The sequence below is a fragment of the Psychrobacter sp. SWN149 genome (assembly GCF_015864565.1).
Taxonomy (GTDB): Bacteria; Pseudomonadota; Gammaproteobacteria; order Pseudomonadales; family Moraxellaceae; genus Psychrobacter.
This window is the reverse complement of sequence record NZ_JADYWX010000004.1, coordinates 41419-54325: the sequence shown is the minus strand read 5'-3', so window position 1 is coordinate 54325 and position 12907 is coordinate 41419. Positions and strand designations below refer to the sequence as shown.

Here is a 12907-nt window from a genome sequence, read left to right as displayed (position 1 = left end):
GACAGTGTGGAAACTCAAATATAAAGACACTGGTTGCATATGAGTACGCCCTGTATCCTTATGCATAAAAATGACTATCGGAATAAAAAATGGCTCAAATATAATACTTTTGTATCGATAATGACAATGATATCGACACCTTTGACTTAATGTGACTATAAATTCCTGTGCTTAAAGTAACGCTTACATATAGTCACTAAACAAACCCATAACGTATCTGTACAAAGTATCGGCGATATCACATACTAAATAGGTTAAGTGAAAATCATATGCCTGAATACATGTACAAAAGGTTTGGTTACGACACTTATAGTAAAATCGAAGAATATAATGGAAATCGAATAAAAATATACTGGAGTAGCTTATGACAGACTCAAATAAAATCGATGCAACGACTAAGATGGCACCAAAAGACATCAACCAAGATAGTCTGGCCAAAGAAGACCAACAGCGTACTGATGATTCCATGCTAGATATGATGCAAGGAATGCACGAGCACGAAGATCATAAAGAGTAAATTCAAAGATAGCTTGCTGCTTTACTATCTTGCTATTTTATAGCTAAATAAGCTTTCAGAGGCTTAAGAATAAATACGATCGGCATTTATCATTATGATAAATGCCTTTCCTTTTTTGGCTCTCTAACTTCTGGCAGATGATCTGAGGCATAGTTGTATACAAAGGCTGCTGTCAAAACAATTGTGATGGGAACGAACAAAGCCTCATAGCTGACTTTGGCAAATAAGTAAGCACCTACTGCACTGCCACCGCAAAAGCAATACCAGATAATGGCTTGAAACCCTAAGGTTGGTTTGCTAATAGATCGACCAGCAAGCCAATTACCGATTGCAGCCCCCATATCCGATGTCAGCCCTGTCAAATGAGTCGTACGAATGACCGCCCCACTATAAGTTGCGACCATCGCATTTTGCAATCCGCAGGCCATCGCTGCTGCTAACTGCCCTAAGTAATCATGCTGCTGATACAACCAATAGCTCACCAACAGTAGTGCTGCTTCTAGATATAGCGCTCGTCCATAACGACGACCGAGTTTCAATGATGTCTGTCCAATGACAAAGCCGCTTAGTATAGCCCCTGCCAAAAAGGACAGCAACAAGGTACCAATATATAAAATACTACGCGCGTCTGAGTGCGCGATAGCCGCTGCAAACAAGCTTACATTGCCCGTGACGTGCGACACTGATAAATTGGCAAACCCCATTAGCGCCGTCGTATTCACGCAACCAGCACTAAATGCCAATACCGCCCCGCCCCATAGTATCCACTTTGGTAACTTGGTTATCATATCCCTCGTCCAAAGGCGCTTAGTTAAAAAGGCACACTGCTAAAAAGCACGTAGCCAAAAAGACTCCTAGTATAACCAGAAAAGGCAGCCTACTGGCTGCCTTTTCTATCATCAAACGAATCGTTTATAACCATTATTATTTTGCAGGTTCATCAAGCATCATTAATTGCTCGCTGATGGCAACGGTATTAAAACCTGCATCGACGAACATAATCTCACCTGTGATACCAGACGCCCACGGAGATAGCAGGAACAATGCAGCATTACCAACTTCTGTTTGAGTAATATTGCGCTGCAATGGTGCGATCTTTTCGCTGATATCGAGCATTTTGCGGAATGATTTGATACCGCTAGCAGCAAGCGTACGAATAGGACCGGCTGAGATGGCATTAACACGGATACCTTCGCCGCCCATAGATGTCGCTAGATAACGGACGCTCGCTTCTAAGCTGGCTTTTGCCATACCCATGACATTGTAGTTTGGCAATACTGAAATGCTGCCTTCATAAGTCAAAGTCAGCATAGAGCCATGACGCATCGCTAATAATTCACGAGCCGCTTTGGCTAAAGCCACAAAGCTATAGCTTGAGATATCATGCGCGATGTGGCTACCTTCGCGAGTAGTGGCATTGACAAAATCACCGTCTAGCTGATCCATTGGTGCAAAGCCTATCGCATGTACCACACCATCAATACCATCACCCCAATGAGCCGCAACTTGCTCAAAACAAGCCGCAATAGAGTCATCAGAGGCGACATCACACTCTAGCACCAAATCTGCTTCGAATTTTTCGGCAGCCATGTCCACGCGCTTTTTGATTTTATCGTTCGGATAAGTCAGGATCAATGATGCCCCTTCGCGGTGTAGCGCTTCTGCGATTGCCCATGCGATAGAAAGCTTACTTGCGATGCCAGTTACGACGAATCTTTGCCCTTGCAATAGCATAATATTTCCTTTTGAATCGATAGAGATTATTTAGAATAAGAATTTATTTAGAGTAATTAGAAGATTTAGACTAATGAATAGTACAGATGAAAAGATGAGTTATTATACACGAATTAATTTAAGTAAACAGTCGTAAACTGTACAAGGCTGCTGTCATTCTAATAAGCTCATACCAAAATATAGTCACTATGATTCATCTGATTGCATGTTTGACCCCTATGTATTGATTAAACACGCAGCGGCTTGCCACAGCAGTATGAAGTTGAGCAGATTTCAAGTATAATCACAGCCCTTCCCAGCTTGCACAATTTTTATAAGAATCCGGACTCGATAGGATTCAACGTTAAGCTACACCCACATTTTGGATGGCTGCCAAACTTATGAGTAAGACCCCTATAATAACCCCAGATTATAAAGAAAGTACCGAATCTTATCGTCAGTTGATTGCTTCTACTGGCGAAGACTTAGAACGCCCTGGTTTATTAGACACACCAGTTCGTGCTGCAAAAGCATTTGCTCATTTGACCCAAGGCTATCATCAAAGTCTAGAAGAAGTGGTCAATGATGCTGTTTTTCCATCAGCCAATCGTGAATTAGTACTGGTGCAAAATGTTGAGTTTTATTCTTTATGCGAGCATCACATGTTGCCGTTCCATGGTGTCGCTCATATCGGCTATCTGCCAGATGGACAAGTACTGGGACTGTCAAAGTTTGCCCGTATTGTTGATATGTTTGCCCGTCGTCTGCAAATACAAGAAAACCTAAGTGAGCAGATTGCCCAAACGATTATGGATGTGACAGGTTGCCGCGGCGTCGCTGTGGTCATGGATGCGTCACATATGTGTATGATGATGCGCGGTGTGAATAAACAGCATTCAACAACGCGCAGTACAGCGATGCTAGGTGAATACACACACAACAATCAAGCGCGCAATGAGTTTTTGGGTGCGGTTCCAAAACGCCAGCCAGCATTTTAGGTTGTAGTTAATTATTTAAACTGTTGTGAATAACACTCAAATAAAAAGGACGCTGTAGCGTCCTTTTTATTTAAGTGTCATATAGGGGCGAAGATTTAATTTATATAAATTAATCAAAAAATCTTATTGGCCAAATATGTAAGATACACCTACTCGTCCACCAAATCTTGAATCAGCAAAACCAAATGCACCGCTGACTGATGTTCGACCATTATCTAACATGGTAGCAGCACCAATAGCAACAGCGCTTTGTCCTTCATAATGACCCATGCCGCCAAACACAGCCACATTACCTGGGCTGAGATTAGGAATAGCCTGCTGTGTCGCTAAAGAGATCGCCACACCACTATTTGCAGTTTTTTCTACATCATCAACTCGACGATTTACACCGTTAGAATAGCTTTGAAAGCTGCTATTCAAAACATCATATTTGTTATCAGTATAGGTGTTAGCTTCGGTTACAGCATTGATTTTTGCGGTATTCAACTGCCTAATATTGGCTGCATCTGTATTCTGTGTGCCATCAGCCACATTGATCACCTGACGCTCACTACCTGCTGCGCCAACTGACACTGTGTTATCACGGGTTGATGTTGAATCACTTCCAACAACGACTGCGTTGTTGACTGCAGTACTAATGCCATTTCCTAAAACGACCGTGTTATTGCCAGTTACCGTATTATTATTACCAAAGCTATAGCTGCCTGAACCACTAACTGTGCTTGGATCACCAACCGCGCCAGAGTTTTTACCTGTTACCAAATTACCTACACCGATACTAATAGATTGACTGCCTTCAGCTACTGCGCCATTACCTATCGCAATGGCATCTTTGCCTGTCGCTTGGGCTGGTGTGGTTGTACTATTAGAGGTCTGTATAGCGACATTGATATTAGCATCCTTACCTGCTTCGCCTGTATCACCCTTAGCACCAGTATCGCCTTTCACGCCTTGAGCACCCGTCAGACCAGTGTCACCTTGAATACCTTGCTCGCCTTTTGCGCCATTTAATCCAGCATCACCCTTAGCGCCAGTTTCGCCTTTCACGCCTTGAGCGCCCGTCAGACCAGTGTCGCCTTGAATACCTTGCTCGCCTTTTGCGCCATTTAATCCAGCATCACCCTTAGCGCCAGTTTCGCCTTTCACGCCTTGAGCACCCGTCAGACCAGTGTCACCTTGGATACCTTGCTCACCTTTTGCACCAGTTAGTCCAGCATCACCCTTGGCACCAGTTTCGCCTTTCACGCCTTGAGCACCCGTCAGACCAGTGTCACCTTGGATACCTTGCTCACCTTTTGCACCAGTTAGTCCAGCATCACCCTTGGCACCAGTTTCGCCTTTCACGCCTTGAGCACCCGTCAGACCAGTGTCACCTTGGATACCTTGCTCGCCTTTTGCACCAGTTAGTCCAGCATCACCCTTGGCACCAGTTTCGCCTTTCACGCCTTGAGCGCCCGTCAGACCAGTGTCACCCTTAGCGCCAGTCAGACCAGTTTCACCCTGTACACCTTGGTCGCCTTTTGCACCAGTTAGTCCAGTATCACCCTTGGCACCAGTATCACCTTTCACACCCTGAGCACCAGTCAGACCAGTTTCACCTTGAATACCTTTTGCACCAGTTAGTCCAATATCACCTTGAATACCTTGATCACCCTTTGCACCATTTAATCCAGCATCACCTTTAAAGCCCTGAGCACCCGTCAGACCGATGTCGCCTTTGTCACCAATTTCACCCTGTACACCTTGGTCGCCTTTTGCACCAGTTAGTCCAGTATCACCCTTGGCACCAGTAGCACCAGTCAGACCGATGTCGCCTTTATCACCTTTGGTGCCAGTAGCACCAGTCAGACCGATATCGCCTTTATCACCTTTGGCGCCAGTAGCACCAGTCAGACCGATATCGCCTTTATCACCTTTGGCGCCAGTAGCACCAGTCAGACCGATGTCGCCTTTGTCACCCTTAGCGCCAGTCAGGCCAGTTTCACCTTGGATGCCTTGGTCGCCTTTTGCACCAGTTAGTCCAGTATCACCCTTGGCACCAGTATCACCTTTCAAGCCCTGAGCACCATCCATACCGTTCATACCAGGCATACCCATAGGACCCATAGCACCAGTCATACCCTGGATACCCTGTTTGCCTTGGGCGCCAGTAGCACCAGTCAGACCGATATCGCCTTTATCACCTTTGGTGCCAGTAGCACCAGTCAGACCGATATCGCCTTTATCACCTTTGGTGCCAGTAGCACCAGTCAGACCGATGTCGCCTTTATCGCCTTTATCGCCTTTGGCGCCAGTTCCGCCAGTTGTCAGTTCTGCTAATTGTGCGTCACATATAGCAGGATCACCATAGTAGTATCCGCTAGAGAATGCACAGTTATCAATCGTTCTCCAATCTGCTGCTACGGACTCTTCCGTTAGACATATGCCACTAACTGCAAAAATACTAATTGCTAGATACGATGCCTTCTTGCTTAATCTAGGTACTTCTTTATAAGTAGGAGTAATTACCGCATTAGCTGAAACTGAACTCTGTAATTTTCTCGACATAGCTTGTGTCCTCTAAAGTTTTTTTACGGTTTGGAAACCAAGAAATCTAACTTTTAAAAGTTAACTAAAATTATACATTTTAGTAAGTATATTATAAAAAATACTTCAAAAGAACACGTTTTATTACTAAATAGCAAAGATGTTGTATTAGGCAAAAAAATGCTCACTATGTCATTCAGACAATAGTGAGCATTTTTTCGTACTAATAAATTAATATTAAGCAGCTGGTTTTACATCATCTACCCAGTTGCCATAACCTTCAGCTTCCATCTGCGCCAGTGGAATAAAGCGCATTGCCGCAGAATTCATGCAGTAACGTTTACCTGTTGGTGCTGGGCCGTCATCAAATACATGCCCCACATGTGAATCTGCATAAACACTGCGGATTTCAGTACGGGTTCCAAATATTCCTCTATCTGGCTTTTCTACGACCAAGTTAGCATTCAATGGACGGGTAAAGCTCGGCCAGCCTGTTCCAGACTTGTATTGATCACGAGAAGAATACAGCGGCTCACCTGATACGACATCAACATATAATCCAGGTGCTTTATTGTCCCAGTATTCATTATCAAAAGCGCGCTCGGTGCCTTCTTTTTGAGTGACTTTATACTGAATATCACTGAGCGATTTTTTTAGCTCATCTTGTGATGGTTTGACAAACGTATTTGGATTAAAGCCAGTACCTGCCTTGGCGCTTGCGATAGGCATTTTGCTCGCGACCGTTTTCTGTGCACTATCAGCAGTAGGTTTGAATTGACTAAAGTCAAGCTCATAATCTTTACCATAGACGCTCTCGATAAACTGGTAGCGACCCGAATTGAACGTATATGCCTTGTAGCGTAGCGGATTCTTTTTATAATAATCTTGATGATACTCTTCTGCCGGGTAGAAGGCGCTGGCAGGAACGATTTCTATCACAACTGGTTTTTTGTACACACTCGAATCTTGCAGTGATTGCTTGGCAGCTTCCGCTATCTGTTTTTCTTGAGCATTGTTATAAAAAATAGCGGGACGATACTGCGTGCCTCGATCTACATACTGACCCTTGTCATCAGTGGGATCTGCGATGCGCCATAAAGCTTGCACGATACCGTTATAAGTTATTTTCGTAGGATCATAATATACTTGCGCCGCTTCCGTATGACCAGTACCACCTGCTGACACCTCTTTATAGGTCGGGTTTTCAGTGTTGCCGCCAGTGTATCCAGAAACCACTTCTACCACACCCGGTATTTTCTCATAACCTGCTTCAACACACCAAAAACACCCGCCAGCGACTGTTGCCACAGCCAATCCAGGGGTTGTAGGTGCATAAGGGTTCGGTGCCATTGCATTTTTTACAGTAGTATTGCTCTCAGTGGAGGCACAGCCTGCATAAAATACACTGCTTGCCATGACAACGATAGCTGCTACTCTAGAGGATAATATACGACTCATAATGCTCTCCTAAGGGTAATCTCATTTAATACTTAATATCATTTAATCATCGTAATGCATATGTGTCACCGTAACATTCCTGCATTGTTACATATTTACAGTTTATTAAGATAATTTTTATCAACTGAGTGTAATCACAAGATAAATTAAACGATGAAATGAGGGTTATTATTTACTTTAGTATAGCTAGCATGTGAAGATTATGGACAACATATAAAGTCAAAGCAGACGTTTTAAAAAACTCTATTACCTTTAGTGTAATGAAAAAGCCCATCCTCAAAAGAGTGATGGGCTTTTATTTATCGTAAGTCTATCAATGCAAACAGTAGATTATGATGCTTTTTGAGTATCCTTGTTAGAATGCTCGTCACTTGCCTGCTTAATCTTCGTTAAGATTTCTTTAATTTCAGATGCTGAGAGATAGGTCGGGACGGCATAGGTATCGCTAACTTCTTTTGCAGCGGCTTTTGCAATACTATCAAAATCGCTGGTTTGCATGCCACCAACTGTCGGATCAATGTTTAAATCTGCAATCAAACCTCTAACTTGTGCGACAAGATGATCTGCTATTTCGCTGTCGCCATTACCAGCTTGACCATCCTGCACCATACCAGTTCTCTTTGCCAGTGCTGCCAGTCGTTTTTTGCTTCCTTTACGATTGACATCAAGCACGTAAGGCAAGACGATAGCATTAGCGCGGCCATGAGGAATACTATAATACGCCCCTAATTGGTGAGCGATGGCATGCACATAACCTAGACCTGCTTTGTTAAAGGCGATACCACCGTAATGCGCTGCTACACCCATCTCCTCTCTTGCTTTTAGATTGCCGCCGTCTTTGTATACCAGTGGCAGATAGTGCATGACAGATTTGACAGCAGAGGCTGCATAGTAGTCTGTTTCCACACTTGCATTGGCGCTCATCCACGCCTCTAATGCATGGGTCAGTACGTCAATACCAGTATCCGCTGTGATGTGCGCTGGCATGCCTTTCATGATAACTGGGTCAATCGCTGCCGCTAATGGCACCATTCTTGGATCGATAGACAGTGCTTTTTGGTGTGTCTTGTCGTCGGACACTACTGCACCAAGCGTGGCCTCTGAGCCTGTACCAGCTGTCGTTGGTACGCAATATAAAGGAGATGCAGGCTTTCTTGCTTTGAGAATACCGATCAGTTGCTGAGGTTTGCACTTATTGCCTTGAGACATGGCGATCATTTTGGCCGCATCAATCACTGAACCGCCACCAATGGCGACAATAGAATCGCAATTGGCGGCTATCGATTGGCGAAGTCCTTCTTCAACGACGCTAAAAGTAGGATCTGGCGTGATACCATCATAGACATGGTAATTGATGTTTTTTGCGTCGAGATAATCGGTGATTTTGGCAGGTATGCCCAGCTTGTTTAGTACGGCATCAGTGACGATAAACACATTGGTATTGCCTTCATTGATGAGCATGTCACATAGCTCGTCACAAGCAGACTCACCAACGAACAGCATTGGTCTTCTGATAGGTATCACATAAGAGACGGCTTTGAGTACTTTGGCACGAGTCTTAGCAATTGCCAAATAACCCGCATACTGGAGACTGAGTTTGCTACTTTGTTTTTTCATGGGCACAAAATCCTTTTCAATGATGATTTTAACCGCGATAACAACCGCTTTAATCAGCTGGTGATGCCTCATTAATGCTTGCCGATATCAGACTAGATAAATATGTAATAGAACCGATTATAGATCGGCGTTTAGACTGATTGTACCACTGACGTTTTTGGTATGTCGCTATTATTGTGCACTGCTCGCCTCTAATAATTGCTTGGCATACGGATGCTGCGGTTGAGTAAAGATATCCTCGGTGTGCCCTGATTCCACACATACACCTTCTTTTAGTACCATAATATGCTGACACAGTGCGCGTACTACTTTGAGATCATGACTGATAAACACATAGCTGATGTTCATTTTTTCTTGAATTTCTCGTAGCAAGTTGACCACTGTGACTTGGGTAGTACTGTCAAGCGCCGAGGTAGGCTCATCCAATATAAGCAAGCTTGGCTGCATAATCAAGGCGCGTGCCAATGCCACACGTTGACGTTGTCCCCCTGACAGCTCATGCGGATAACGCTCTGCGAACGCGATAGGCAGATGTACAGTTGTCAGACTCTCCATCACGGCCTGCTGGCGCGCCGTCTTACCCACGCCTTGCACCAATAGTCCCTCTTCAACAATCTGCATGACCGTCATGCGAGGGTTGATACTGGCAAATGGATCTTGAAATACCATCTGAATTTGCGAGCGAAAAGCGCGTAGATCTTTTTTGGAAAGCGCTGCGATATCTTGCCCATTGACGACTATCTGTCCCGCCACATCAGCTTGATTACTGAGCAACTGGCTAAGCGCAAGTGCCATCGTGGTTTTGCCAGAGCCTGACTCACCAACGATACCCAATGCCCGTCCTTTTGAAAGTATCATATCGACATCTTTGACGGCATCAAACCAGCGCTTGGTCGTGCCAAACAGACTTTTTTCAATCGGAAACCGTACGGTAAGCCCTTTTACCTGTAATACCTTGGGGGATTGGTCTACGTCAGCATTGATCAAGGTCAGCGCTTTGCCAAAGTCTTGCTTAATAAGCGTGCGAGTATAATCGGCTGCCGGATGTGCGAACACAGTCGCGGTTTGACCTTGTTCAACCGTCTGCCCTTGGCGCATAACGATGACCTCATCACTATAGCGTCTGACTAAATTGAGGTCATGGCTGATGAGTATCATCGCCATATTGTGCTGGCGCTTGAGATCATTCAATAGTGCCAAAATCTCATGCTGCAGAGTAACGTCAAGCGCTGTGGTCGGCTCATCAGCAATCAATATATCAGGCTGCTGCGCCAGTGCCATGGCGATCATCACGCGCTGGCGCTGACCACCTGACAGCTCATGCGGATAGCGATTGAGCTTGTCTGCAGGATCAGTGATATTGACATCGTCTAGCAAAGCAATGGTGGTCTCTTGCCATTGCTTCTTAGGTATACCGCTTAGACGCAGCGATTCAGCGATTTGTTTGGCAACCGTATGCAGTGGGTTCAATGCGGTCATCGGCTCTTGGAACACCATGCCGATACGCTTACCACGAATAGGACGTAGTGCAGCATTACGTGACTTGTTGCCCGTTATTGGCTGGCTTGCTATTGGCAATATCGACAGTCCTGCTGCATCAGCAAGCTTAGCCTGACCCGTAATGGTCAAACTGTCTGGTAGTAAACCGAGTAGCGCCAGACTGGCAATCGATTTGCCAGAGCCTGACTCACCCACGATGGCCAAAGTCTGACCTTGTCTCAGCTCATAAGACAGCTCATTGACTAACTGAACGCCTGTAGCGGTCGTAATAGTGAGCTTGTCTACTGTTAACATGAGCTTATCTTGTAAATAATTAACACTGTCATTTGGCACGTTTTTTTGCTCAGAGGCAATAGTATTTTCGGTCATATCAAGAGCGCCTCGGATCAAATGCATCACGCAGTGCTTCACCGACGAAGATGAGCAATGACAAAATAAAGGTCAAGCTAAAGAATCCTGATAATGCCAGCCACGGCGCATCAAGGTTGTTTTTGCCTTGTACCATCAGCTCACCCAGTGAGGGCGAACCAGGCGGCAACCCATAGCCCAAAAAGTCCAATGCGGTTAGCGCGATGATATTGGCGGTTAAGATAAATGGCAATTGTGACAAGCTTGAGGCCAAGGCATTGGGCAGGATGTGCCGGAGCATGATTTGACTGTCCGAAACGCCCAGATTACGTGCAGCACGCACATAGTCAAAGTTACGGGCCCGCAAGAATTCTGCTCGTACCAAACCAACCAGTCCCATCCAGCCAAATAACAACATCAACGCAAATAACATGGTGATACTGGGACTAAATAAGCTGACCAAAATAATAATCATAAACAGTTGAGGCATACCGCCCCACACTTCCATAAATCGCTGCCCTGCCAGATCTACCCAGCCACCATAATACCCTTGTACCGCACCAACGATAATCCCAATCAGTGCACCTGCAAGTGTCAAGGCCAAACCAAACAGTAACGACACTCGCATACCATAAAGTATCCGTGCCAGCACATCACGCCCCATATCATCAGTACCGAGCCAGTTCTGGGCATTGGGCGCTGCTGGATAAGGCAAACCAAGCTCGACATTCGGCGTTTGGTCGGCAAACGGGATAGGCGGCATCATATAAAACCCTTGCTCATCAATCAGCGACTGCACTGCAGGATCTTTATAATTGGTTTCGGTCTCAAACACACCGCCAAACGTCGTTTCAGGATAAGCTTTTAATACTGGAAAGTAATAATCGCCTTGATATTGAACCAGTAAAGGTTTGTCATTGGCAATGACGTTAGCCGCCATGCAGATAACAAATATCACAGCAAAAACAAACAGCGATATTACCCCAAGACGATTTTGGCGAAAGCGATCTAAACGTGCTTGCCATATAGGGTTCAATCGTTGCTTTTTTGTGGTAGATAGCTGCTCAGGCATTGGCGCTTTATCTGGTTCGCTATTAATAGTACTGCTCTTTGGTGAAGGTTGATTATTTGACATTAGCGGCCCTCAAAATCAATACGAGGATCAATTAAGTGATAACTCAAATCACTGATTAATTGCAGTAGCAGCCCCACTAAGGTAAAGATGAATAGCGTGCCAAATATCACTGGATAATCGCGTTGTTGAATGGCTTCAAAACCTAGCAAACCGAGGCCATCAAGTTTAAAGATAATTTCAATCAAAAAATTACCCGCAAAGAAGATACCAACAATAGCGGCTGGAATACCTGCGATAATAATCAACATCGCATTGCGAAAAACATGTCCGTATAGCACCTGACGCTCACCTAAGCCTTTAGCACTAGCGGTCAGTACATACTGCTTGCCCAGTTCCTCTAAAAAGCTAAATTTGGTCAAATAGGTCAAACCTGCAAAACCGCCTACAGTACTTGCCAGTAACGGTAACGCCAAATGCCAAAAATAATCTTTCACTTTACCAAGTGCGCTTAGCTGATCAAAATTTTCGGACGTCAGTCCCTGTAATGGAAAGATATTCCAATAGCTGCCACCCGCAAAGAACACCAGTAAAATCACTGCAAAGACAAACACAGGTATCGCATGTCCTATAGCAAGCAGCATAGCCGTGGCTTTATCAATGCCTGAGCCATGATGCATCGCTTTATAGACGCCTAGCGGAATAGCGATCATATAGATGAGCAACGTACTCCACAGCCCAAGCGATATCGAGACTGGTAACTTCTCTACGATAAGATCGGTCACCGACTGCCCTTTAAAAAAAGACTCACCAAAATCTAGCTGAGCGTAGTTCTTTAACATGAGCCAAAACCGCTCTGGAGCAGATTTATCAAAGCCATATTGAGCGTTGATTGCAGCGACCATCTCCTCAGAGAGACCACGCGTGCCTTGATAAGTGCTGTCGTTGCCACCTGCACTGCCCGCACCAATATTACCGCCAAGCGCATTGTCTTTTGCGCCCTGTTCGATAAGTGCCAGCTGCTGCTCAACAGGCCCGCCTGGTGCCGCCTGTACGATCACAAAGTTGGCAAGCAATATCAAAAATAGTGTCGGCAATATCAGTAGTAGTCTTTTTAAGATATAACGACCCATAATGGCGACTTCCTAAGTAAAGAGA

The 12907-nt window shown here is 44.9% G+C and carries 10 protein-coding genes; 2 read left to right on the top strand and 8 right to left on the bottom strand.

All coding sequences use genetic code 11. From position 1 onward, the window contains the following. Positions 1–364 precede the first annotated feature (364 nt). Positions 365–517 (top strand): hypothetical protein, encoded by a 153-nt coding sequence (locus I6E86_RS07635; RefSeq protein WP_194364322.1) that lies wholly within the window; start codon positions 365–367, stop codon positions 515–517. 92 nt (positions 518–609) lie between these two features. Here I6E86_RS07635 and I6E86_RS07630 read toward each other — a convergent pair whose 3' ends face one another. Both I6E86_RS07630 and I6E86_RS07625 read right to left on the bottom strand, forming a co-directional pair. Beyond that, positions 610–1305, bottom strand: a complete 696-nt coding sequence (locus I6E86_RS07630) for a YoaK family protein (RefSeq protein WP_197176689.1) — start codon at positions 1303–1305, stop codon at positions 610–612. A gap of 136 nt (positions 1306–1441) precedes the next feature. After that, a complete protein-coding gene (locus I6E86_RS07625; protein WP_194364320.1) occupies positions 1442–2251 on the bottom strand; it encodes an enoyl-ACP reductase in 810 nt (269 codons plus the stop codon). Between the two features lie 380 nt (positions 2252–2631). Between I6E86_RS07625 and folE the strand changes: the two genes are divergently transcribed. Beyond that, complete coding sequence (gene folE, locus I6E86_RS07620; protein ID WP_227669600.1) at positions 2632–3228, top strand: GTP cyclohydrolase I FolE; 597 nt, start codon at positions 2632–2634, stop codon at positions 3226–3228. A gap of 123 nt (positions 3229–3351) precedes the next feature. Here the strand turns inward: folE and I6E86_RS07615 are convergent, their stop codons facing one another. The 6 genes from I6E86_RS07615 to yejB all read right to left on the bottom strand — a co-directional run bounded on the left by I6E86_RS07615 (position 3352) and on the right by yejB (position 12882). Next, on the bottom strand, positions 3352–5775 hold the full coding sequence (locus I6E86_RS07615) for a YadA family autotransporter adhesin (RefSeq protein ID WP_197176687.1): 2424 nt from the start codon (positions 5773–5775) through the stop codon (positions 3352–3354). A 216-nt stretch (positions 5776–5991) separates the two neighbouring features. Next, a complete protein-coding gene (gene msrB / locus I6E86_RS07610; protein ID WP_197176685.1) occupies positions 5992–7212 on the bottom strand; it encodes a peptide-methionine (R)-S-oxide reductase MsrB in 1221 nt (406 codons plus the stop codon). Between the two features lie 330 nt (positions 7213–7542). Further along, positions 7543–8829, bottom strand: coding sequence for an iron-containing alcohol dehydrogenase (locus I6E86_RS07605; RefSeq protein ID WP_197176684.1), 1287 nt, complete (start codon positions 8827–8829; stop codon positions 7543–7545). A 171-nt stretch (positions 8830–9000) separates the two neighbouring features. After that, a complete protein-coding gene (locus I6E86_RS07600) occupies positions 9001–10698 on the bottom strand; it encodes an ABC transporter ATP-binding protein (protein ID WP_197176682.1) in 1698 nt (565 codons plus the stop codon). 1 nt (position 10699) lies between these two features. Then, positions 10700–11713: an ABC transporter permease gene (locus I6E86_RS07595; RefSeq protein WP_197177172.1), complete on the bottom strand. Its 1014-nt coding sequence runs from the start codon at positions 11711–11713 to the stop codon at positions 10700–10702. A gap of 98 nt (positions 11714–11811) precedes the next feature. Beyond that, complete coding sequence (gene yejB / locus I6E86_RS07590) at positions 11812–12882, bottom strand: microcin C ABC transporter permease YejB (RefSeq protein ID WP_197176680.1); 1071 nt, start codon at positions 12880–12882, stop codon at positions 11812–11814. Positions 12883–12907: the final 25 nt, after the last annotated feature.